Below are 23,924 nucleotides of genomic sequence, written 5' to 3' on the forward strand. Positions count from 1 at the left end.
CGCGGAGGGGGTAAAGCAGGAGCGGCGACGGGCGCCGCTCCGACAGGCATCAGGCAACCGGGTTGATTTCGGTTTCCGGATACCAGACGTCCATCAGCGGGCTGACCTCGATGTTGGTCAGTTCGCTACGGCCCTTGAGCCAGGCTTCAACCTTGGCGCGCTGCTCTTCGCTGACCGAACCGCGTTTCGCCAGGCAGACCAGACCGTAGTCATCGCCACCGACATAGCCGAGGCCGTTGGCCTCCATCGCTTCTTTGAGGAACGCATCGAGGAAAGCGTCGATAGCTTCTTCAGCCAGATCTTCCTTGAAGTCCAGGTTCAGCTCAAAACCCAGCTCCTGGAATTCATCCACGCACAGCTTTTTACGCAGACGGCGGGAACGGTTAGTGGCCATGAAACAATCCTCTTGAGTAATAACGCGCGGCACTTTACCAGTTTCACCCGCCGCTTGCCCGACTAAAAGCGCTCGGCCCGCTGGCCGGAACATTGACCGACACGCTGTCACCCCAACAGGGCCGCGGTTGGGGCATAATGCTCGCTACATTTAATCGCAGGGGGGGCGTTCATTTTTTCTGCCCCCGCATTTTCACCCCTCGCCCGCAGGGTTTTACGTCACCATGATCAAATCCTTACGTCCACTGCTGCTTGCAAGCCTGCTTCTGCCCATGACCCTTTCGGTCAATGCCGCCGCCCTGAACACCACGCTTTCACCCAAGGTCCAACAGGCCATCAAGGCCAGTAAACTGCAAGACAATGCCCTGTCCCTGGTGATGCTGCCGCTCAATGGGCCAGGCACGCCAACCGTCTTCAACGCCGATGTGTCGGTCAACCCGGCCTCGACCATGAAGCTGGTGACCACCTATGCGGCACTTGAAATGCTTGGGCCCACCTATCAGTGGAAAACCGAGTTCTACACCGACGGCACCCTGAGCAACGGCACCTTGCAGGGCAACCTGTACCTCAAGGGCGGTGGCGACCCGAAACTGAACATGGAAAAGCTCTGGCTGCTGATGCGTGACTTGCGCGCCAATGGCGTGCAGAACATCACTGGCGACCTGGTGCTGGACCGCAGCTTCTTCAATCAACCGCAACTGCCCGAATTCAACGATGACGGCGGCGACGACAACAAACCGTTCCTGGTCAAGCCCGATGCGCTGCTGGTGAACCTCAAGGCCTTGCGCTTCGTTGCCCGCAACGACGGCGGCAAGGTACTGGTATCGGTAGAGCCACCGATTGCCAGCATCCGTATCAACAATCAGGTCAAGTCCGCGGCCGGCAACAAATGCACTGGCGATGTGCGCTACAACCCGGTCACCCAGGCCGATGGCATCAGCGTCACGGTCACCGGGCAACTGGCCAATGGTTGCAATTCCCAGACTTACCTGTCGCTGCTCGATCACACGACCTACGCCGCTGGCGCCGTGCGGGCGATCTGGAATGAACTGGGCGGCACCCTGCAGGGCCGCGATCGCATCGAAGCCGTGCCCAAGAATGCTCGACTGCTGGCACGGGCGTTCTCGCCTGATCTGGTGGAGATCATTCGTGACATCAATAAGTACAGCAACAACACCATGGCCCAGCAGCTGTTCTTGAGCCTGGGCGCGCGTTATCGCACCGACGCCGACGCCGACGATGCCAAGGCAGCGCAAAGGGTCGTACGCCAGTGGCTGGCGAAAAAAGGCATCACCGCCCCGCACCTGGTGATGGAGAACGGCTCTGGCCTGTCGCGGGCCGAGCGCGTCAGCGCACGAGAAATGGCCAGCATGCTGCAAGCGGCCTGGAAGAGCCCCTATGCCGCCGAATTCATCAGTTCGATGCCCTTGACCGGTATGGACGGCACCATGCGCAAGCGCCTCAAACGCACGGCCATGGCCGGCGAAGCGCATATCAAGACCGGCACCTTGAACACCGTGCGCGCGATTGCCGGCTTCAGCCGCGACAGCAATGGCACGACCTGGGCCGTGGTCGCCATTCTCAACGACCCACGCCCATGGGGCGCCTCGTCGGTGCTCGACCAGGTGCTGCTGGACCTGTACCGCCAGCCGAAGATCGCGGATACGGCGTCAATTCAGCCGTAAATTACATGGCCAGGGCCTGCTGCGCAGGCCCCGCCAGCGTTCAAACCAACTCCCACTCCACCCGATCCCGCCCACCCTGCTTGGCCGCGTACACACCGGAGTCCGCGCGCAACAGCAAGGCATCGGCACCCTCCCCGCGCCGCCAGCCGGCCACCCCGAAGCTGGCGGTCACGTAGCCCACGCCCTCGACAGGTACGCTGCGCAACCCTTGCCACAGTTCCATGGCCAAGGAGTGCGCCTGCTCGGCATTGCTGCCCGGGCATAACACCATGAACTCCTCACCACCCAGCCGGCAAAACACATCCGTGCGCCGCAGGCGCTGGCTGATGCGCTGACACAAGCTCTGCAATACATGGTCGCCCACCGCATGCCCGAACTGGTCATTGATGCGTTTGAAATGGTCGATGTCGAGCATGATCACAGCCAGGTCCAGCTGGTCTCGATGAGCCCGATCCAACTCGGTCTTGAGCCGCTCCTGGAAATAGCGGCGGTTATGGATACCGGTCAGAGAGTCGGTGACCGCCAGGGCGCGCAACTCCTCTTCAACCCGCTTAAGGTCGGAGATATCGGTCAGGTAGCCATGCCAGAGCGTGCCGCCTTCGGGCAGCGGCTCCGGCGTCGCCTCGCCACGCACCCAGCGCTGGCCCCGGCGTGGCAGCTGCACGCGGTATTCTTCACGCCAGGGGGTCAGATGCTCGGCGGAATAACCAATCGATGCGCGCACCTGCGCCAGATCTTCAGGATGAATGCGCTCGAAGGTCGCAGTGGCATCCCGGCGCAATAGATCAGGGTCAAGCTCGTAGATATCGCGCAATCCTTCGCTGGCATAGCTGAAAAACGAGCTGCCGTCCGGATTGAGTTGAAACTGATAGATACCGCCCGGCACTTCGGCAGTAAGTTTCTCCAGCAACCGATCGCGCGCGGCCAGGGCCTCATACACGCGCTTGCGTTCGGTCACGTCAATGCAAATGGCCAGATGCCCGACCCACAGGCCGTGCTCGTCCAGTACGGCGGTGGCGAGCATGTTGGCGGTCAGGCAGCTGCCGCTCTTGCGCACCAGGGTCCAGTCCCGGGGTTGGCGGCCGCCGTCTTCAATCGTCTCGGCCAGCATGGCCTGAGCGACCGGAATCTCGCGCCCGTAGCGCTGGCTGAGCACCGCCGCACGGGCCTGCAATTCTTCGTGCAGGATCAAATCTTCAAGGGTCAGGCGCCCGACCACCTCCTCGCTGCGGTAGCCCAGCATCAGCTCGGCACCGGCATTGAAAGTGCTGATCACCCCGCGCAAGTTGGTGGCGATGATCGCGACCTGAGTGGCGGCATTCAACACACTGCGCAGTTGGCCATGGGTGCCGCGCAGCTCCTGCTCGCTGGCGCGCAACTCCGCGGTGCGCTGCTCGACCAGAGTCAGGGCGCGCTGGCGCTGGCTGACCAGGTTGTACAACAAGGCGCTGAGCAACAGGCTGAGCAAGCCACCGAACAACACCACCACATTCGCCGCCGAGGATTGGTTGGCCTGCAGGAACACCGCACTGGGGCGGATGTCGAGGCGATAGTCGTGGTCGGCCATGCGCAGCAGCTGGGTGGCCGACAGGCCTGACGAAGGATGACCGGCGGCATTGGACTCAAACAACACCTCATGCTGACCGGGCGCAGACAGGTCGAGGATGCGAACTTCGAGGTTATCGTGCCCCGCACCCGGCAACCCTTCGGCCATCAATTGGCGCATGCTCACCACGGCCATCACGTAGCCCTTGGGCCGCGACGGCGTTGATTCGGGGGCGAACACCGGTGCCAGCAGCAGGACCCCATGGGTTGATCCAGGCTCCAGGCCAAAGAGGTCGACCGGCGCGGTAACCTCCATGCTGCCGGGCGCAATGGCCTTGGCAAGCGCCGCCCGGCGCGGCTCGTCAGAGAGCAGGTCAAAGCCCAGCGGCCGCGCCTGCGCACTCAGCGACTGGCGGTAGAGCACCGGCAAATAATCGTCGCGTTGCGCTGCGAGCACCAACGCATCCGCCGGACCCCGTTCGCGAATAGAGAAATCGGCAACGCCCTGTTCGCGCCCTGCCTGCTCGAACGCCGAGCGTTCAGCGCCCGACACCCACGGTGCCCAGGCATACGCCAGGGTGCGCCCGAGCAAGGGCCGTACATAGCCATCGAATTCGGCCCGTGAGACGTCTTCGGCGAACACGAAAAATCGCCGCAGCCCATCCAGCCGCTGAACCTGATCATCGAAACGTTCTTCGATCCGACTAAAGCGCTCATTGGCCAGCAATTCGAAACGCTGGCGCAATTGACGTTGATAGAGGTCATGGGTTGCCAGCGCCAGCAGTGCCGTCAGCAAGGTACCGGCGACAAACACCAGGGCGGCCACCAGCCACGCAGAGGCATCCTCACTGATAAAGCCGAGAATCTTCGGGCGGACGGCCTGCAACGACATAGAAAGAACTCACAACGCCGACGTGCGGAGATTCACAGTGGCTGCCCCTGATATATAGCTATTCGCCATCAATTTGCCTAGCGATACTGCTGACTATAGAGCCCCGCACTGCAGGGCCCTTGACCAGCCGTCGGAAGGCGATCAGCGTGCCTGGATGCGCCAGGCTCGGTGGATTTTGCTGTTGCGGGCAAAGTCCGGATCCAGGGTCTGGGCGGTGATTTCTTCGACCGCGTAGCGCTCGACCAGGTTGGCATCCAGTTCGAACTTGCGGAAGTTGTTGGAGAAATACAGCACGCCGCCCGGCGCCAGGCGAGCGATCGCCAGGTCCAGCAACTGGACGTGATCACGCTGTACGTCGAACACCCCTTCCATGCGCTTGGAGTTGGAGAAGGTTGGCGGGTCGATGAATATCAGGTCGTACTCATCGCGATTGGCCGACAGCCACGCCATCACGTCACCCTGCTCCAGCCGGTTCTTGTCGGAGAAACCGTTGAGCGAGAGATTACGCCGCGCCCAATCCAGGTAGGTTTTCGACAGGTCGACGCTGGTGGTGCTGCGCGCGCCACCCTTGGCTGCATGCACACTGGCGGTGGCGGTGTAGCAGAACAGATTGAGGAAGCGCTTGCCCGCGGCTTCGCGCTGAATGCGCATACGCATCGGGCGGTGATCCAGGAACAGGCCGGTATCCAGGTAGTCGGTCAGGTTGACCAGCAACTTGACGCCGCCTTCCTGCACTTCGGTGAACTGCCCTTGAGTGCTCTGGCGCTCGTACTGGCGCGTGCCGCTCTGACGTTCGCGACGCTTGACCACCACCCGGCTCTTGTCGATGTTCAAGGCCTGGGGAATCGCTGCCAGGGCATCGAACAGACGCGCCTGGGCCTTCTCCGGGTCGACCGAACGCGGAGCGGCGTATTCCTGAACGTGGACCCAGTCGTGGTACAGGTCGATGGCCAGCGCATACTCGGGCATGTCGGCATCATAGACGCGGTAGCAAGTGATGCCTTCGCGGCGTACCCATTTGCTCATCTGCTTGAGGTTTTTCTGCAGGCGGTTGGCGAACATCTGCCCGCCTTCACTCAGGCGTGCGGCTTCGACCACCGGTGCAGCATGAGTCGCAGCAGGCGCTTCGCTTTCACGCTGAGCGCGTTCTTCTCGGGTAGAGCGCTCGCCCGTGACGAACTGATCCGGCTGAACCTTGATCAGCAGCAGCTTGCATGGCAAGGCGCCGTTCCAGAAGGCGTACTGCTTGTGGCTGCGAATCCCCATGCGCTTGCCCAGGTCAGGCGCACCGGTGAACACGGCTGCTTCCCAGTTCAGGCAGGCCTGACGCAGGCGCTCGCCGAGGTTCTGATAGAGGTACAGCAGGCTCGCCTCGTCACCCAGGCGCTCGCCATAGGGAGGGTTGCAGATGACCAGGCCTTTCTGGTTCTGGTCCGGGCGTGGCTCGAACGTCGCGACCTCACCCTGATAGATCTTGACCCAATCACTCAGGCCCGCACGCTCGATGTTGTTGCGCGCAGGCTGGATCAGCCGAGGGTCTGCTTCATAACCACGAATCCACAAGGGCGGACGGGCGAGGCCGGCTTCGGCGCGCGCCAGCGCTTCATCCTTGAGCTTGCGAAACATCGCCGGCACATGGCCCAACCAGGCCGAGAAGCCCCAGCGTTCACGCCGCAGGTTGGGGGCGATGTCGGCCGCGATCATCGCAGCTTCCACCAGGAAGGTACCCACGCCGCACATCGGGTCAGCCAGCGCGCCGCCTTGCGCGGCAATGCGTGGCCAACCGGCACGGATCAACACCGCCGCCGCCAGGTTTTCCTTCAAGGGTGCAGCACCTTGCTGCAGGCGATAGCCACGCTGATGCAGGCTGTGGCCGGACAGGTCCAGGGACAGGATGGCTTCGCCACGGTCCAGGCGCAGGTGCACGCGCAGGTCCGGGTTGAGTTTGTCTACAGAAGGACGCTCGCCGCTCGGCGTGCGCAGCTTGTCGACGATGGCATCCTTGACCTTCAAGGCGCCGAAATGGGTATTGTCGATGCCCGAGCCGTGCCCGCTGAACTCCACGGCCAGAGTGCCATCGGGCAGCAGGTGGTCCGCCCAGTCGACGTCATTGACGCCGTCGTAGAGGTCATCGGCGTTCTTCATGGCAAAACGCTTGAGCACCAGCAGCACACGGTTGCCCAGGCGCGACCAGAGGCACAGGCGATAAGCTGTCTCCATGTCGGCTGTGCCGCGGATCGCCGACGTGTGCTCGCGCACGTCCTCAAGGCCAAGCCCGGCGGCCTCCTCGGCTAGCAGTCCTTCGAGGCCCTTGGGGCAGGTGAGGTAGAGTTCGTAACGATCCGACATGGTTTTCCAGAGTCTCGCAATAGGTGAACGGGCAAGCGCATTGCCTGTTCAATGTTTGATCAGGCGCTTTTCCAACAGAGCGCCCGCGTGGCACTGCAACGGTGCCAATCCCACCCCGAGATGACCGCCCATTTGCTTTTACAAAAAGGCTTTGATCGCGTGGCAGTGAAAAATCTCCCTCACAAAAGGCCATTAGATGACCCTTCGTCGTTTCTTGTCACACATGAACAGAACGCCTTTCGGGATGGCGCTCTGACGTCGAGATATAGCCAAACCCTGATAATAGTGGGGTTTGAATGCGAACGATCCTTGAATCAATTTATTACTTATGGCCCGTATACCTTAAAGGTTACGTGCTTATGACAAAACGATCATTCACACAGGTCAACGCATTGGTTAGAAATCAACTCAGGTTGTCTCGCAACGAGGCAACACTTTTGCTCGCCACGCCGGCAGCGAGCGCAATACCGGCAGAACGAATCTGCCCGGCCTCCATCGAGGCCGACGGGACATAACAGTCAACAAGTGAGGGCAACACCCTATGAGAAGACTTAAGCGTGATCCGTTGGAACGAGCATTTTTACGCGGATACCAATATGGCATCCATGGCAAATCCCGCGAGCTTTGCCCCTTTACTCTACCGTCGGTACGCCAAGCCTGGATTAACGGCTGGCGCGAAGGACGCGGCGACAACTGGGACGGTATGACCGGCACTGCGGGTATCCATAGACTCAACGAACTTCACGCCGTTGGCTGAATCACGAGGACCTTTTTAATTTCCCCCATCAACCATGCACGCCCCATCCGGGCGGCGGGCTGAAGCCCAGGGGCCCCTTCAAGGGGCCCCTTTTTATGCCGGCCTGAAATTCAGCGCGGCAGGGCGGCGATGGCATCCACCGCTTCGCGGATCAGCGCCGGCCCCTTGTAGATAAAGCCCGAGTAGATCTGCACCAGACTGGCTCCGGCCTGAATCTTTTCCGCCGCGTGGCGCCCTTCGGTGATGCCACCGGCCGCGATGATCGGCATCTTGCCGGCCAGTTCGCCCGACAGCACCTTGACGATGTGCGTGCTCTTCTCGCGCACCGGCGCGCCCGACAAGCCACCCGCCTCGTCACCGTGCTCCAGGCCCTCGACGCCTTCGCGGCTCAGGGTGGTGTTGGTGGCGATCACTGCGTCCATTCCCGACTCCAGCAAGGCAGCGGCGACCAGTACGGTTTCTTCGTCGCTCATGTCCGGGGCAATCTTGATTGCGACCGGCACGCGCTTGCCATGCTGGGCAGCCAGCACTTCGCGGCGCTCGGCCAGTGCCGCCAGCAGCTGCTTGAGCGACTCGCCGAACTGCAGGCTGCGCAAGCCCGGGGTGTTGGGCGAGCTGACGTTGACAGTGATGTAGCTGGCGTGGCCGTAGACCTTGTCCAGGCAGATCAGATAATCATCGACGGCGCGCTCGACCGGGGTGTCGAAGTTCTTGCCGATATTGATCCCCAATACGCCGCGGTACTTGGCCGCCTGAACCCGCGACAGCAGATTGTCCACGCCCAGGTTATTGAAGCCCATGCGGTTGATGATCGCATCCGCCTCGGGCAGGCGAAAAATCCGTGGCTTGGGGTTGCCCGGTTGCGGACGCGGCGTCACAGTGCCGATCTCGACGAATCCGAAGCCCAGTTGCGCAAAGCCGTCGATGGCCGCGCCGTTCTTGTCCAGGCCGGCCGCCAGGCCGACCGGGTTAGGGAATTCCAGGCCCATGACAGTGACCGGCAGACGCGCCGGTGCCTTGGTCAGCAGGCCATTGATACCCAAACGGCCACCGGCGCCAATCAAATCCAGCGACAGGTCGTGGGAGGTTTCCGGGGAGAGTTTGAACAACAGCTGGCGGGCCAGGTTATACATGGGCGACGGTAGCTCGACGGGGGACGGGTAAGGGCGGCGATTATAGCCGGGGCGGCGACCCTACGCCCAGCCCCGTCACACCATCAGCTGGCATATGCCTTGCTTTGCATGCCTCATCTCCCCTGTTCCAACGCCGGGACAGGTCCAGGACACCGACGCCACCGAGCCGCAAGAACGCGCGCCCGGTCGGCGCTTTTTGATGGGTAGTCGTGCTCTGATGAATGAAATCCCCGTGAATCCACTGGCCTGGGTCAATGGCAGTGACGCGCCGGAAAAGCGCAGCCTGAATATCGGCTTCATGGCCCTGAGCGATTGCGCCTCGGTCGTGGTTGCCGCTACCCAGGGCTTTGCCCAGCCCTATGGGCTCACCCTGAACCTCAAGCGCCAGAATTCCTGGGCGACCCTGCGCGATAAACTGGTCAGTGGCGAACTCGACGCGGCCCACAGCCTGTACGGGATGATCTACGCCGTACACCTGGGCATCGGCGGTACGCCGGCCAATGACATGGCGGTGCTGATGGGCCTGAACCAGAACGCCCAGAGCATCAATCTGTCGCCAGCCCTGCAGCGCCTGGGCGTGGTCGATCCTGAAGCACTGGGCCGGCACGTGCACCAAAGCAAGACAAAACTCACCTTTGCCCAGACTTTTCCCACTGGCACCCACGCCATGTGGCTGAACTATTGGCTGGCCAGCCAAGGCATCCACCCGCTCTATGATGTCGACAGCGTGGTCGTGCCGCCCGCACAGATGGTCGCGCACCTGCAGGCTGGACGCATCGATGGCTTTTGCGTCGGCGAGCCCTGGGCCGCCAGCGCGGTCAGGCAAGGCCTGGGCTTTACCCTGGCAACCAGCCAGTCGATCTGGCCGGACCACCCGGAAAAAGTCCTTGGCTGCACCCAGGCCTTTGTCGACCAGCACCCTAACGCCGCACGCGCCCTGGTGATGGCGATTCTGGAGGCCAGTCGGTTTATCGAGCAAAGCCCGGAAAACCTGCGCGGCACCGCGCAACTGCTCAGCGGGCATGATTACCTGGACACCAGCATTTCAGACATTGAGCCGCGCCTGCTGGGCGAATATGACGATGGCCTGGACCACCGCTGGCAAGACGCGCACGGCTTGCGCTTCCATAATAAGGGTACGGTCAACCAGCCTTACCTGTGCGACGGCATGTGGTTCATGACTCAGTTCCGTCGCTGGGGCCTGCTGCGCGACGACCCGGACTACCTCAGCGTTGCCCGGCAAGTGCAACAATGGTCGTTGTACAGCGAGGCTGCCCGGGCGCTGGGAATTGCCTGCGCCGAGCAGCCGATGCGCAGCAGCCGGCTGATCGACGGCAAGGTCTGGGACGGCTCAGACCCGGCGGGCTACGCACGCAGCTTCAAACTGCATGCGCTGCACTCCGAACCACTGCATGCGCAACGCTGACAGGAGCCCGCCACTATGCTGCGTATCCTGCTGATCGATGACACTGAGAAAAAAGTCGGCCGCCTGAAGAGCGCGCTGGTTGAAGCGGGGTTCGAGGTGATCGATGAATCCGGTGCCGCTATCGATCTGCCCGCGCGCGTCGAAACGGTGCGCCCGGACGTGATTTTGATCGATACCGAGTCACCCGGCCGCGATGTGATGGAACAAGTGGTGCTGGTGACCCGCGATTTGCCTCGACCGATCGTCATGTTTACCGACGAGCACGACCCCGGCGTCATGCGCCAGGCCATCAAGTCCGGCGTCAGCGCCTATATCGTCGAAGGCATTCACGCCCAGCGCCTGCAACCGATCCTGGCCGTGGCCATGGCCCGTTTCGAGAGCGATCAGGCCTTGCGCGCCCAGCTGCACGCCCGCGACCAGCAACTGGCCGAGCGCAAACGCATCGAGCTGGCCAAGGGCCTGCTGATGAAGATGAAGGATTGCAACGAAGAACAGGCCTACACCCTGATGCGCCGCCAGGCCATGAGCAAGCAGCAAAAGCTGATTCAGGTTGCCGAGCAAATCATCGCCATGAGCGAGTTGTTGGGCTGAATGCATTCTGGCCCGGCTCTTGCTAGTTCTCTGACAAGTAATTCCTGCAGGTAGCCAACGGCGGTTGCCTGAACCCCCGACAAAGACGTCGCACCCCCACTGGCAGTTGCCGGTCGGGAGGCGACGTCTTTTTTTCAGCCCCGAAAGACTTCCGTCGAGACTCATCGCAGTCGAGGTGTTCAATGAATACGAATACGAGCTTCTGGAAATCCGGTCACGTCCCTACCCTGTTCGCCGCCTTTCTGTATTTCGACCTGAGTTTCATGGTCTGGTATCTGCTGGGGCCACTGGCGGTCCAGATCGCTGCCGACCTGCAGCTGACCACCCAACAGCGCGGCATGATGGTAGCGACACCGATTCTGGCGGGCGCGATCCTGCGCTTTTTCATGGGTATGCTGGCGGATCGGCTGTCGCCAAAAACCGCCGGCCTGATCGGCCAGGTCGTGGTCATCTGCGCCCTGTTCGGCGCCTGGAAAATCGGCATCCACAGCTATGAACACGCATTGCTGCTAGGCGTATTCCTGGGTGTGGCCGGCGCCTCGTTTGCGGTCTCGCTGCCGCTGGCTTCGCAGTGGTACCCCCCGCAGCATCAAGGCAAGGCCATGGGCATCGCCGGTGCCGGCAACTCCGGAACCGTGTTTGCCGCGCTGCTCGCGCCGGTACTGGCCGCAAGTTTCGGCTGGAGCAACGTGTTCGGCTTCGCCGTGATCCCGCTGATCATCACCCTGGCAGTGTTCGCCCTGATCGCTCGCAATGCGCCGCAACGGCCGAAAGCAAAATCCATGGCCGACTACTTCAAGGCCTTGGGCGATCGTGACAGCTGGTGGTTCATGTTCTTCTACAGCGTGACCTTCGGCGGCTTTATCGGCCTGGCCAGCGCCCTGCCTGGCTACTTCAACGACCAATATGGCCTGAGCCCGGTCACCGCCGGCTACTACACCGCGGCCTGCGTGTTCGGTGGCAGCCTGATGCGCCCATTGGGTGGTGCACTGGCCGACCGCTTCGGTGGTATTCGCACGCTGCTGGCGATGTACACCGTAGCCGCCATCTGCATTGCTGCCGTCGGCTTCAACCTGCCGAGTTCGCTGGCCGCGCTGGCGTTGTTCGTCGCCGCAATGCTCGGTCTCGGTGCAGGCAATGGTGCGGTGTTCCAACTGGTGCCACAACGCTTCCGTCAGGAGATCGGCGTCATGACCGGACTGATCGGCATGGCCGGCGGCATCGGTGGTTTCCTGCTCGCCGCAGGCCTGGGCACCATCAAGCAATACACCGGCAGCTACCAGCTGGCACTGTGGCTGTTCGCCAGCCTCGGTGTGCTGGCCTGGTTCGGCCTGCACGGCGTCAAGCAACGCTGGCGCACCACCTGGGGCGCGGCGGCCGTCACTGCCGCGCGCGTCTGAGACCCCACCCCATGAGCCTGCAACTGAGCTTTGCCCACGCCAGCGCCACCGGGCCACGCAGCGAAAACCAGGACGCCGTGCGCCTGGTGACGCCAGCCCCGGCGCTGGCCGCCAGCAAGGGCTACCTGTTTGCGCTGGCCGACGGCGTCAGTCAGTGCGCCGACGGCGGCCTGGCAGCCCGCGCCAGCTTGCAGGCACTGGCGCTGGACTACTACGCCACCCCGGAAACCTGGGCCATTGCCCAGGCGCTGGACTGCCTGCTGCTGGCGCAAAACCGCTGGCTGCAAGCGAATGGCGGCGGTCAACCGCTGCTCACCACATTGAGCGCGCTGGTCCTTCGCGGCCAGCGCTTCACCATGGCCCACGTGGGCGATTGCCGCGTCTACCGCTGGCATGACGATCGCTTGCAGCGGGTCAGCGACGACCATGTCTGGGAGCAACCGGGCATGCAGCACGTGCTCAAGCGCGCGCTGGGCCTGGACCAACACCTGGTGGTCGATTACCTGGAAGGCGACCTGCGCCAGGACGAGCGTTTTCTGATTCTCAGCGACGGTGTCTGGGCAGTCCTCAGCGACAACGAAATCGCTCGCGTGCTGCGCGAACACCGCGACCTCGACCACGCCGTGCGCACCTTGGTGCACAGCGCCCACCTGGCCGGCAGCCAGGACAATGCCAGCGCCGTGCTCGTACAAGTCGATCAGCTTGGCCCTACGACCTTGGGCGACACCTTGGCACAGCTGGCGCAATGGCCACTGCCAGGCCCACTCAAACCCGGCCAGCAGCTCGACGGACTTCAGGTCCAGGGCTTGCTGGGGCAGAGTCGGCAATCGTTGCTCTACCGAGTGCTGGACGCCCAACAACAGCCCTGGCTTCTGAAGACGTTACCGGGCAACCGCCAGGACGATCCTGCCGCCCAGCAAAGCCTGTTGCTGGAAGAATGGTTTTTGCGTCGCGTGGCAGGCCGCCACTTCCCGGAAGTGCATTCGGCCACGCAACGCCAGCATTTGTATTACCTGATGCGTGAGTACCCCGGCCAAACCCTGGCTGACGTTATCGCGCAAAGCGGCCCGCTCCCGCTGGCCCAATGGCAATCCGTCGCGCAACGCCTGCTGCGGGCAGTGGGCATGCTGCATCGGCGCAATATCCTGCACCGCGACATCAAGCCGGAGAACCTGCACCTGGGCAGCGACGGCGAACTGCGGTTGCTCGACTTCGGCCTGGCGTACTGCCCGGGCTTGTCGCAGACCGACGCGTTCGACCTCACCGGCACCCCCAGCTACATCGCACCGGAAGCCTTCGACGGCGCGCCGCCAAGCCCTCGGCAGGACCTGTATGCCGCCGGCGTGACGCTGTTCTATCTGCTCACCGGCCACTATCCCTATGGCGAGATCGAGGCCTTCCAGCGCCCTCGCTTCAACGCCCCGGCGAGCGCCAGCCGCTTTCGTCCCGATGTGCCGGACTGGCTCGACGCCAATCTGGCCCGCGCCGTCGAGGCCAACCCGGAACAACGCTTCGAGACAGCCGAGCAATGGCTGCTGCTGCTCGAACAAGCCGAACGACAGCCCCCTGCCCTGCGCCCTCGGCCCTTGCTTGAGCGCGAACCGCTGAAGGTCTGGCGCACGCTGGCGCTGCTGTCGTTATTGATCAACCTGGTATTGCTGGTGTCGTTGCTCAAGGCATGACACCGCCACCCCTGTGCAGAGGAAAAACACATGAGCGCTAAAGTCTGGTTGGTAGGTGCAGGCCCTGGTGATCCTGAATTGCTGACACTCAAGGCTGTGCGGGCATTGCATCAGGCCCAGGTGGTATTGATCGACGATCTGGTGAACCCGGCAGTGCTTGAACATTGCCCGCAGGCGCGGATCATTCCCGTCGGCAAGCGAGGTGGCTGCCGCTCGACGCCTCAGGCTTTCATTCATCGGCTGATGCTGCGCTATGCACGCCAGGGCAAGTGCGTGGTGCGCCTCAAGGGTGGTGACCCGTGCATCTTTGGTCGTGGCGGCGAAGAAGCCCAGTGGTTGCAAGAACGGGGCGTAGAAGTGGAATTGGTCAACGGCATCACCGCAGGATTGGCTGGCGCGACTCAATGCAATATCCCGCTGACGCTGCGCGGCGTCAGCCGTGGTGTCACGCTGGTCACCGCTCACACTCAGGATGACAGCAGCCTGAACTGGCAAGCGCTGGCCCAGAGCGGCACTACGCTGGTGATCTACATGGGCGTGGCCAAGCTTGGGGAGATTCAGCAGAACCTGTTGGCTGGCGGCATGAAAGCCGGCATGCCCGTGGCGATGATCGAGAACGCCTCGCTGCCTCAGCAGCGCGAATGCCGCAGCGAGCTGGGTGCCATGTGCGCCGACGCAGCCGCGTTCGAACTGCAAAGCCCGGCGATTCTGGTGATTGGCGAGGTTGCGGCGCAGGCGCAGCAGGCGATTGTCCGGGAGATGATGGTCGGCTGAGCCGGGAGAAAAGGCACTTCGCACGGGAGATTTTGTTGCTTGTGCTGGCCTCATTGCTAGCAAGCTCTGCTCCCACTGGGGAATGCCTGCGAAGATAGAATCCCCCCGCAATTGCGGGATAACCGCACCGAAACCACACAGATCTAAAGCCGAACAAACAAGGCTGGCAACTCCAATTTCACAGACCATGGCACGTTGCAACAAATGTGGGAGCGGATTTATCCGCGAAGCGCCGCGCGGGCGGCGCGCGATCTCAAGAACAATGGAAAAACCAAGGCAGGCACCTCACACGGCTCATGCGATCTGCTGACAGCCCCCCTAGCCTCCCCCATCAGAATGAAGAGGGTTGCCTGAGGACCGTATCGAGGCTTCCAAGTGCTTGTCTTGGGTTTTCCGGCGCTGCCGAAATCGAGCGCCGCCCGCGCGGCGCTTCGCGGATAAATCCGCTCCCACATTCGTTGCAACGTGCCATGGCCTGTGAGATTGGGGTTGTCAGCCTTGCTTGTAGGGCGGGAGATCGCGGTGGCGCACACAAAAAAAACCCGGCCTAGGCCGGGTTTTTTTGATCACTCACCAATTACTTGGCTTGTGCTTCCACTTGAGCTTCTACGCGGCGGTTAACAGCGCGGCCAGCGTCAGTTGCGTTGTCAGCAACTGGACGGCTCTCACCATAACCAACCGAGCTTACACGGCCCGATTCAACACCGTACTGCTGGGTCAGAACCTGCTTGACGGCGCCAGCACGACGCTCGGACAGTTTCTGGTTGTAAGCGTCAGTACCGACGGAGTCAGTATGACCTTCAACAACGGTGGTGGTGGATGGGTACTGCTTCATGAAGTCAGCCAGGTTCTTGATATCGCCGTAGCTGTTTGGCTTCACGACCGACTTGTCGAAGTCGAACTTCACGTCCAGTTCAACGCGAACAACTTCAGCGACCGCTGGGCAGCCATCAGCATCAACGGTAACGTTGGCTGGGGTGTCAGGGCACTTGTCGACGTTGTCGCAAACGCCGTCGTTGTCGCTGTCGGCGCAGACTTCTGCCACTGGAGCGGGAGCCGCTTCAACTTTCTTCGAACCGCCGCCGAAGTTCACACCAACGCCGACGCTTGGCGCCCACTCGGTGTTGCCATCGTCGATATTGTACTGAGCTTCAACACCCGCACGGGCGTAGAAGTTCTCGGTGAAGTACAGCTTGGCACCACCGCCGAGGTTGGCGAAGGTGGAGCCGTTACGGCCGCTACGGCCAGTCTGACCGATAGACTGATCAGAGAAACCTGCGGAGACATACGGACGCAGCATGTCGCCTGGGGCGTTGAAGTGGTACAGAGCGTCGAGGGCGGTGTTGGAGCCCTTGATGTTCTTGCCGTCGTCGCCACGGACGTTGTGAACTTCGTCGTAGCCCAGACGCAGTTCTACGTCGTCGGTCAGGAAGTAACCGACCGAGCCGCCGAACAGGTTGCCGTCGTTCTTGAAGTTACGCTCGCTATCGTACATCTCTTTCTTGGCGAAGCCTTCGATTTCAACTGCGCCTTGGCCTTGTGCCAGAGCGCCGAACGAAGAGACGGCAATCAGAGAACCAATGGCCAAGCCCAAGGTGTTTTTCAGTTTCATCCGTTAAATCCCCATCTGGTGATTGTTAAGCAGTCCCGCGTAAAAGGGGGACAACTCGTCGGCAAGTCTAGCAGAACCAACCGACACGTTAGAGATATTTGCTCCTACTTAAGTTTCGGAAACACTCGCAAATTTCTCACGTAGCTTATCGAGCGCACGTTTGTAGCGCATTTTTGTCGCGCTCAAGCCCATGTGCATGATGTCCGCGATCTCTTGAAACTCCAACTCTGCGACAAAACGTAGCACTAGAATCTCACGGTCAATCGGGTTTACATGCACAAGCCACCGATCTAGTCCACCTTTCTCTTCCGGCTTCGGAGCCTTCTCTTCAGAGGCCTCCTCCAGCGGGTCGAGACTCAAGGCGTCCATCAACCGACGCTTGCGCCGCTCCTTGCGGTACTGGGTGATACATTCGTTGTAGGTAATGCTGTAGAGCCAGGTCTTGAACTTGGATTTGCCCTCGAAGTTCTTCAGACCATACAGCACCTTCAACATGACCTCCTGACAGACATCATCAGCGTCCCGATCGTTCCCCAAATAACGTGCACACACGTTAAAAAGGGTCCGCTGGTAGCGCCGCATGAGCTCCTCATAGGCGCGTGTGACGTGAAACAGCTCCTCATGCGAACGCGCCACCAACTCCTCATCGGTGAGTTCGCGTGGGTCGTAACGCATGGGTAGCGAATGAACTCTATTCAAATCAAGTCTGGCCGACAGTCAGGTCAGTTTCCGCCAAGTCCGTGCTCGGGCTTTTTCGCGGCGGCATACATTACAGGATTTGATGGGTCAGCGGCTACTGACTCGCTGCTCCAACAGTATCCGATTTGACAGAGATACTAATTCGCCATCATCGGTCAGCAAAGTAGTTTTCACTGTTCCGATTTCTTCGATCTGGCCTTCGAGCTCCCCTATCTGGACGTATTGACCGACTTGATACAATTCGCGCACGTAAATCCCGGCGAGAATCTGGCCGGCGATTTCGCGACTGCCCAGGCCCATTGCCAAGGCAACGGCCAGACCAACGGTAATCAATCCGATGACGATTACGTGGTTCAGCAGATCGGTTTTGACCTCGAGTTGGCTGATCGCCACTGAGATACTGATGATGATCACCAGCCACTGGGCAACGCGACCCAGGCCTGCGGAATAATCCAGCCCAACACCTTCTGCCGCGCCACGGACAAGGCCATTTGCGAGCTGTGCCAACAGCACACCGACCAGCAACACCAGGGCCGCGCCAAAGACTTTTGGCAAGTACAGCGCCAGCATGTCCAGGGTCGCCGAGACACGCTCAAGCCCCAGCGACTCTGCCGCCGAGACCAGAAAGATAAGGAGTACGAACCAATAGACGATCTTGCCGATCAGGGTCGAGATCGGCACCTGGATGCCGGCACGGCTCATCAACTTGGTCAGGCCGGTGCCGGCCATCAGGCGATCGAGGCCAAACTTGGCCAGCAGTTTGGACAACAAGGTGTCGAGCAGCTTGGCGACCACAAAGCCAAGCAGCACAACGACCAGCGCGCCAAACAGGTTGGGAATGAAATTCGCGACTTTGGTCCACAAGGCTGTCATTGCCGTGACCAGGCTCTGGGTCCAGAGATCAAGTTCCATATTCAATCAGCCTTATCCGCATTACGGGCAGAGATAGAACGACGTGACACCGGCGCAATGTGCGCCGAGCCATTGTTGACAGCGATCATCAGGGCCTGCGCCCAGCGCCCCAGCAAACTGAACAGATCACCCGCGCCCACCTGACGGTTGGCGGTTTTCAGGACACGGCCCAGGCAAGCATCGTCGTCGCGATTGGACCGCGACGCCCTGAGCATGTCCCGCAAGGATTCTTCAAACGGATCGTGCATAGGCACCTCGCGCAATATCTGGAAGAGACGTGGCCGACTTGGCACGGGTCACATCCATGACCCGACCAGACTTACCACGCGCGCCCGCAACACCCTCCATCAGACCCACCGCAGGCGGCGAAACAGCCAGTACTGGCCAGCGGCAACCGCCACCATCATCAGCGAGGCGACCAGAAAGCCGTAGGGGCTGTCAGCCCCTGGAATGCCGCCGACGTTGATACCCAAGAGGCCGGTCAAGAAGCTCATGGGCAAAAAGATGCCAGTGACGATACTGAATCGATACATGGTTCTGTTCATGCGCTCGTTCAGGCGCCTGTCTTCACTGTCGAGCACCAGCGAAACGCGCTCGCGGGCCAGCTCGAGCTCTTCCAGATAGCGGGTCAGGCTGTTGTTGAGCTCATTCCAGTAATCGGCATCATCCTCGACAAACCAGGGCCACTTGTTTCGCGCCAGCTGGGCATAGATTTCCCGCTGTGGCGCGAGAAACCGCCGCAAACCCGCTGCGCGCCTGCGGATTTGCACCACCGCACCGTGCTCGGGCGCATACCGTTCGTCGGAATCGAGTTTCTCTTCCTCTTCATCGACCGCTTCTGACAAGTCGCTGACCAGCGCCTGAACCTTTTCGGTCAAATTCTGGGCGAGATACAGCAGCAATTCGGACGAGGTTTTCGGCCCACGGCCGATTGCCAGTTGCTCAAGCAGCTCATCAGTGGCGCGAAGGGGACGCAAGCGCAGGGAAATGACCCGCTGCGCCTGGGCGAAGATGCGGACCGACACCATGTCTTCAGGTTCGGCTCCGGGATTGAGATTGACCCCGCGCAGAAACAGCAGCATTTCAGCGTCTGGCAAGGGCAACAGGCGCGGCCGGGTATTCTCCTCCAGCAGCAGGTCGCAGACGAATTCACTCAGGCCGCTGTCTTTACGCAACCAGGTCCGGGTTTGCGGGTGGCTGCGGTCCAAATGCAGCCAGAGGCTTTCCCCAGGCTGCAGTTCAAGTGCATCAAGCTCGGTTCGGGCGATCGAACGTGCGCTGCCTTTTCCATCCAGCACCAGGGCATGCACCAGCCCCCACTGCGCGTTTTCTTCCTCGAACATCCCTTCTCCGCAGACCGGTTTAAAACAGTTACTCGGGCATTTTCAGTGGGCTTGGCGAGATGATCACGCCATTGTTGTCGGCATAAAGGTACTCACCCGGGCGGAAAGTGACACCGGCAAAGGTCACGGCCACGTTCAAATCGCCAATGCCGCGCTTGTCGGTTTTCATCGGGTGACTGGCGAGGGCCTGCACGCCCAGATCGGTCTGGGCAATCACGTCCACGTCGCGGATGCAGCCGTAGATCACCATCCCTTCCCAGCCATTTTTGGCGGCTTTCTCGGCGATCATGTCGCCCAGCAGCGCCCGGCGCAGCGAGCCGCCGCCGTCCACCACCAGCACCTTGCCCTTGCCATCGAGCTCGGCCTGCGCTTTCACCAGCGAGTTGTCCTCAAAGCATTTGATGGTAACGATCTGGCCACCGAAGGAGTCGCGACCACCAAAATTGCTGAACATCGGTTCAAGCACCTGCACCAGGTCCGGATAGGCGTCGCACAGGTCGGGCGTGAGGTAATGCATGGAGGAACTCCTGTCACTGGGAAGACAATGGGCTGTTGAATTTCGCAGTTGCATTGATCGAAAAGAATGGCGCGCATTTCGATTCAGCCATCAGGCTACACATCGATGCCGATGCGGTCACCCTCATAGGCCACTTTATACAGGGTCAGGCCGGGGCAAGCGGCCTGTACCGGTTGCCCCCCAGGCAGACGAAATTCGATGCCATGGCGCTGGCATCGCAGAATGCCGTTGCTCAGGGTGGCGCTGTGCAGCGGTGCGCCCTGGTGCGGGCAGCGGTTTTCCAGCAGCAGCGGCTGGTTATCCTGCACCAGCAACAGCAACTGGTGCCCCGCCACCTCAAAGGTGTTGCGGTAACCTTCCTGCAGATTGATCAGACGCTCGAGGGCAACGAACATGACGCTTACTCACAAACCGAAAATGACCAGAAACGCTCTAATCGTCACATCTTAGCCGCATCTGCAGTCTTATGAAACCGTAGGAGCAAGGCTTGTCGGAGCGCCGAACCGCTGCGATGAACGATGACACGCAATACCTGTTAAACCGCAGCGTCCTTATTCGCGGGCAAGCCGGAACGCCGGACCGCCGGCTCCTACCGGAGTGCGAGCAGAGTCCGCGGCGGCCACATCGCGAGCAAGCTCGGCTCCTACATCCCGATCGCCAATGCAGTAGGGTTTGTCAGCAACGGTGCGGCCGGGTCGTTCAGCCAGCGCTCGACCATCGGCCAGACTTCCACCTGAGCCGCCTTGCTGACCAGCATTTCGACATGACCGAAATTCTCACTGAAGCCCTGCTCTCGCCCCAGGCAGACAAACTGCCGACATTGCGAGCCCACCTGTTCGAAGAGTTTGCGACAGGCCCACGCCGGGTCCTGATGATCGCCCGCGGCGCTGACCGCCAACAGCGGCACATCCACCTCGGCCAGCCCAGCCCACCAGTCTCGGTCGGCATCCTTGAAACGGCCGAACAAACCGTGCCAGCGCAGGGTCTCGAGCGCCAGGCCGATGGGTTCGTCTTCGGGGCCGCGCTTGAGCCGCGAACCGGAGATCTGCGCGAAGCGCTTGAGCAGGAACCGACTGCTCCACTCCACCGGCGGCAATTTCAGCGGCCAATAGCTGCGACTGACCTGGCTGCCAAACAACACGGCGCTGGCCACCTGCGCGGCCTCCAGATAATGCCCGCCCAGCGCGGCGGCCAGGGTAATGCCGCCCAGCGAATGACCGATCCAGTGAGGTGCCTGGCCGCTTTGCTCGCAGACGAAGGCGGCGATGGCCGGCAAATCGTAACGGGCGTAATCGGCCACGCGATTCTTGCGGTAATCGCGATTGCGCGCCGACAAGCCATGACCGCGCATTTCCGCAATCCACACATCGAACCCGGCCCGGGCCAGGTAAGCCCCCAGGCCAATGCCCCGTGGTGAATACCAGAAACGCCGGTTGGAAAAACTGCCGTGCAGCAGAATCACCGGCACCCCGCGCACTTGAGCCTGATCGGCCATGCCCAATCGGGTCACGGCCAGCTCAACACTGGGGTCCGGACTATTGCCTGCCTTGAGGCGATATACGTCTTCGCTCAAATCGCCGCAGCGCTCGGCGCTGAGCAAGGCGACCGGGAAAAGATGACTACTGCTTTGCATGATCTTCTTGCACAAAAAAGGGCGAAACCATCACTGGCACGCCCTGTTGGAACCATCGAAGCAGCCGCCCACCCACCTTGGCAGACAACTGCTTCACGTTCAGGCCTTAAACGGCACCCTGGCCTTCAGCGAGGAAGAACCAGGTTTCCAGGACCGAGTCAGGGTTCAGCGAGACGCTTTCGATACCCTGTTCCATCAGCCACTTGGCCAGGTCCGGGTGATCGGAAGGGCCCTGACCGCAAATGCCGATGTACTTGCCCGCCTTGTTGCAGGCAGCAATGGCGTTGGCCAGCAGCTTCTTGACGGCCGGGTTACGCTCATCGAACAGGTGGGCAATGATGCCCGAGTCACGGTCCAGGCCCAGGGTCAGCTGGGTCAGGTCGTTGGAGCCGATGGAGAAACCGTCGAAGTACTCCAGGAACTCTTCGGCGAGGATGGCGTTGGACGGCAGTTCGCACATCATGATCACGCGCAGGCCATTGACACCACGGCCCAGGCCGTTCTCGGCGAGCAGGTCGACCACCTGGCTGGCTTCGCCCAGGGTACGGACGAACGGCACCATGATCTCGACGTTGGTCAGGCCCATCTCGTTGCGCACGCGCTTGAGGGCGCGGCATTCGAGCTCGAAGCAGTCACGGAACGATTCGCTGATGTAACGCGAAGCGCCACGGAAGCCCAGCATCGGGTTTTCTTCTTCCGGCTCGTAGAGCTTGCCGCCGATCAGGTTGGCGTATTCGTTGGACTTGAAGTCCGACAGGCGCACGATGACCTTTTTCGGCCAGAACGCAGCCGCCAGGGTGCTGATGCCTTCGACCAGTTTGTCGACGTAGAAGTCGACCGGGTCGTTGTAGCCGGCAATGCGCTTGTCGACGCTTTCCTTGAGTTCTTGCGGCAGGCCCGCGTAGTTCAGCAGTGCCTTTGGGTGCACGCCGATCATGCGGTTGATGATGAATTCCAGACGCGCCAGACCCACACCGGCGTTCGGCAGCTGGGCGAAGTCGAAGGCGCGGTCCGGGTTGCCGACGTTCATCATGATCTTGAACGGCAGCTCCGGCATGGCATCGACGGAGTTCTTGCGGATATCGAAGCCCAGCTCACCTTCGAAGATGAAACCGGTATCGCCTTCGGCGCAGGACACGGTCACGCCCTGGCCATCCTTGAGCAGTTGGGTGGCGTTGCCGCAACCGACGACTGCAGGAATACCCAGTTCACGAGCGATGATCGCGGCGTGGCAGGTACGGCCACCCCGGTTGGTAACGATGGCGCTGGCGCGCTTCATCACCGGCTCCCAGTCCGGGTCGGTCATGTCGGAAACCAGTACGTCGCCTGGCTGGACCTTGTCCATCTCCGACACGTCCTTGATGATCCGCACCTTGCCGGCGCCGATGCGCTGGCCGATAGCACGGCCTTCTACCAGTACGGTGCCGGTTTCCTGGAGCAGGTAACGTTCCATGACGTTGGCCTGGGCACGGCTCTTCACGGTTTCAGGACGGGCCTGAACGATGTACAGCTTGCCGTCGTCACCGTCTTTGGCCCATTCGATGTCCATCGGGCACTTGTAGTGCTTCTCGATGATCATCGCCTGCTTGGCCAGCTCGCTGACTTCTGCGTCAGTCAGGCAGAAACGGGTGCGATCCGCCTTGTCGACATCGACGGTCTTGACCGAACGACCGGCCTTGGCCTCGTCGCCGTAGATCATCTTGATGGCCTTGCTGCCCAGGTTGCGGCGCAGGATGGCCGGGCGACCGGCTTCCAGGGTGTTCTTGTGGACGTAGAATTCGTCCGGGTTCACCGCGCCTTGTACCACGGTTTCACCCAGGCCGTAGGCGCCGGTGATGAACACCACGTCACGGAAGCCCGACTCGGTATCGAGGGTGAACATCACGCCGGCGGTGCCGGTTTCAGAGCGGACCATGCGCTGCACGCCAGCAGACAGGGCGACCAGTTTGTGGTCGAAGCCCTGGTGGACGCGGTAGGAAATGGCGCGGTCGTTGAACAGGGAAGCGAACACTTCCTTGGCGGCGCGGATGACGTTTTCGACGCCACGGATATTCAGGAAGGTTTCCTGCTGACCGGCGAACGAGGCGTCCGGCAGGTCTTCGGCGGTGGCCGAAGAACGCACGGCAACGGCCATGTTCGGGTTGCCCTGGGACATTTCGGCGAAGGCGATGCGAATCTCGGCGTTCAGACGCTCAGGGAACTCGGCTTCCATGATCCACTGGCGGATCTGGGCACCGGTCTTGGCCAGGGCGTTGACGTCATCGACGTCCAGCGCATCGAGCGCCGCGTGGATCTGGGCGTTCAGGCCGCTTTGTTCGAGAAAATCACGATAGGCCTGAGCCGTAGTGGCAAAGCCACCGGGGACCGAAACACCGGCGCCCGCGAGGTTACTGATCATCTCGCCCAGGGATGCGTTCTTGCCCCCCACATGCTCCACATCATGGACGCCGAGCTTATCGAGGGAAACTACGTACTCTACCAAGGTGATCTCTCCACTAACTGTGTTGGAAAAGCTCAGGACGCTTGAGGTTCCGAAAGGGAAGCACTCCGAGCGATTTGTGGCCTGGACCCGGAAAATAAG

The 23,924-nt window shown here is 61.3% G+C and carries 20 protein-coding genes; 7 read left to right on the forward strand and 13 right to left on the reverse strand.

Annotated features, from left to right (window positions below; genetic code table 11):
- Positions 1-49: 49 nt before the first annotated feature.
- On the reverse strand, positions 50-394 hold the full coding sequence (locus GUY40_RS18325; protein WP_166570315.1) for a YggL family protein: 345 nt from the start codon (positions 392-394) through the stop codon (positions 50-52).
- A 223-nt stretch (positions 395-617) separates the two neighbouring features.
- Between GUY40_RS18325 and dacB the strand changes: the two genes are divergently transcribed.
- Positions 618-2,078: a D-alanyl-D-alanine carboxypeptidase/D-alanyl-D-alanine-endopeptidase gene (gene dacB, locus GUY40_RS18330; RefSeq protein WP_166570316.1), complete on the forward strand. Its 1,461-nt coding sequence runs from the start codon at positions 618-620 to the stop codon at positions 2,076-2,078.
- A gap of 40 nt (positions 2,079-2,118) precedes the next feature.
- Here the strand turns inward: dacB and GUY40_RS18335 are convergent, their stop codons facing one another.
- Together GUY40_RS18335 and rlmKL are read right to left on the reverse strand one after the other, a co-directional pair.
- Positions 2,119-4,515, reverse strand: coding sequence for a GGDEF domain-containing protein (locus tag GUY40_RS18335; RefSeq protein ID WP_166570317.1), 2,397 nt, complete (start codon positions 4,513-4,515; stop codon positions 2,119-2,121).
- 141 nt (positions 4,516-4,656) lie between these two features.
- Complete coding sequence (rlmKL, locus tag GUY40_RS18340) at positions 4,657-6,864, reverse strand: bifunctional 23S rRNA (guanine(2069)-N(7))-methyltransferase RlmK/23S rRNA (guanine(2445)-N(2))-methyltransferase RlmL (RefSeq protein ID WP_166570318.1); 2,208 nt, start codon at positions 6,862-6,864, stop codon at positions 4,657-4,659.
- A 541-nt stretch (positions 6,865-7,405) separates the two neighbouring features.
- Here rlmKL and rmf point away from each other — a divergent pair.
- The gene (rmf, locus tag GUY40_RS18345) at positions 7,406-7,621 is read left to right on the forward strand and encodes a ribosome modulation factor (protein WP_008368461.1); all 216 of its coding nucleotides are present in this window, start codon (positions 7,406-7,408) and stop codon (positions 7,619-7,621) included.
- A 110-nt stretch (positions 7,622-7,731) separates the two neighbouring features.
- On the opposite strand, the gene GUY40_RS18350 is transcribed toward rmf, so the two are convergent.
- Positions 7,732-8,754: a quinone-dependent dihydroorotate dehydrogenase gene (locus GUY40_RS18350; RefSeq protein WP_166570319.1), complete on the reverse strand. Its 1,023-nt coding sequence runs from the start codon at positions 8,752-8,754 to the stop codon at positions 7,732-7,734.
- Between the two features lie 217 nt (positions 8,755-8,971).
- Here GUY40_RS18350 and GUY40_RS18355 point away from each other — a divergent pair, with 217 nt between their 5' ends.
- The 5 genes from GUY40_RS18355 to cobA all read left to right on the forward strand — a co-directional run bounded on the left by GUY40_RS18355 (position 8,972) and on the right by cobA (position 14,627).
- Positions 8,972-10,180 (forward strand): CmpA/NrtA family ABC transporter substrate-binding protein, encoded by a 1,209-nt coding sequence (locus tag GUY40_RS18355; protein WP_166570320.1) that lies wholly within the window; start codon positions 8,972-8,974, stop codon positions 10,178-10,180.
- 15 nt (positions 10,181-10,195) lie between these two features.
- Positions 10,196-10,771 (forward strand): ANTAR domain-containing response regulator, encoded by a 576-nt coding sequence (locus GUY40_RS18360; protein WP_166570321.1) that lies wholly within the window; start codon positions 10,196-10,198, stop codon positions 10,769-10,771.
- Between the two features lie 182 nt (positions 10,772-10,953).
- On the forward strand, positions 10,954-12,171 hold the full coding sequence (locus tag GUY40_RS18365; protein WP_166570322.1) for a NarK/NasA family nitrate transporter: 1,218 nt from the start codon (positions 10,954-10,956) through the stop codon (positions 12,169-12,171).
- A gap of 11 nt (positions 12,172-12,182) precedes the next feature.
- The gene (locus GUY40_RS18370; protein WP_166570323.1) at positions 12,183-13,853 is read left to right on the forward strand and encodes a bifunctional protein-serine/threonine kinase/phosphatase; all 1,671 of its coding nucleotides are present in this window, start codon (positions 12,183-12,185) and stop codon (positions 13,851-13,853) included.
- Between the two features lie 30 nt (positions 13,854-13,883).
- A complete protein-coding gene (gene cobA / locus GUY40_RS18375) occupies positions 13,884-14,627 on the forward strand; it encodes a uroporphyrinogen-III C-methyltransferase (RefSeq protein ID WP_166570324.1) in 744 nt (247 codons plus the stop codon).
- Positions 14,628-15,204: 577 nt separating this feature from the next.
- On the opposite strand, the gene GUY40_RS18380 is transcribed toward cobA, so the two are convergent.
- The 9 genes from GUY40_RS18380 to ppsA all read right to left on the reverse strand — a co-directional run bounded on the left by GUY40_RS18380 (position 15,205) and on the right by ppsA (position 23,825).
- Positions 15,205-16,239, reverse strand: coding sequence for an OmpA family protein (locus tag GUY40_RS18380; protein WP_166570325.1), 1,035 nt, complete (start codon positions 16,237-16,239; stop codon positions 15,205-15,207).
- Positions 16,240-16,347: 108 nt separating this feature from the next.
- Positions 16,348-16,914, reverse strand: a complete 567-nt coding sequence (gene sigX / locus GUY40_RS18385; RefSeq protein ID WP_166570326.1) for an RNA polymerase sigma factor SigX — start codon at positions 16,912-16,914, stop codon at positions 16,348-16,350.
- A gap of 111 nt (positions 16,915-17,025) precedes the next feature.
- Positions 17,026-17,850, reverse strand: coding sequence for a mechanosensitive ion channel domain-containing protein (locus GUY40_RS18390; RefSeq protein WP_166570327.1), 825 nt, complete (start codon positions 17,848-17,850; stop codon positions 17,026-17,028).
- A gap of 2 nt (positions 17,851-17,852) precedes the next feature.
- Positions 17,853-18,104, reverse strand: coding sequence for a CrfX protein (locus tag GUY40_RS18395; RefSeq protein ID WP_371924849.1), 252 nt, complete (start codon positions 18,102-18,104; stop codon positions 17,853-17,855).
- 93 nt (positions 18,105-18,197) lie between these two features.
- Positions 18,198-19,193, reverse strand: coding sequence for a zinc transporter ZntB (locus tag GUY40_RS18400; RefSeq protein WP_166570329.1), 996 nt, complete (start codon positions 19,191-19,193; stop codon positions 18,198-18,200).
- 28 nt (positions 19,194-19,221) lie between these two features.
- Positions 19,222-19,710 (reverse strand): ribonuclease E activity regulator RraA, encoded by a 489-nt coding sequence (gene rraA, locus GUY40_RS18405; protein WP_166570330.1) that lies wholly within the window; start codon positions 19,708-19,710, stop codon positions 19,222-19,224.
- Between the two features lie 95 nt (positions 19,711-19,805).
- Positions 19,806-20,105: a Rieske (2Fe-2S) protein gene (locus GUY40_RS18410; RefSeq protein WP_166570331.1), complete on the reverse strand. Its 300-nt coding sequence runs from the start codon at positions 20,103-20,105 to the stop codon at positions 19,806-19,808.
- A gap of 248 nt (positions 20,106-20,353) precedes the next feature.
- Positions 20,354-21,343, reverse strand: coding sequence for an alpha/beta fold hydrolase (locus GUY40_RS18415; protein ID WP_166570332.1), 990 nt, complete (start codon positions 21,341-21,343; stop codon positions 20,354-20,356).
- 106 nt (positions 21,344-21,449) lie between these two features.
- Positions 21,450-23,825 (reverse strand): phosphoenolpyruvate synthase, encoded by a 2,376-nt coding sequence (gene ppsA / locus GUY40_RS18420; RefSeq protein WP_166570333.1) that lies wholly within the window; start codon positions 23,823-23,825, stop codon positions 21,450-21,452.
- Positions 23,826-23,924: the final 99 nt, after the last annotated feature.

The sequence above is a fragment of the Pseudomonas sp. R5(2019) genome, from assembly GCF_009905435.1.
Classification (GTDB): domain Bacteria; phylum Pseudomonadota; class Gammaproteobacteria; order Pseudomonadales; family Pseudomonadaceae; genus Aquipseudomonas.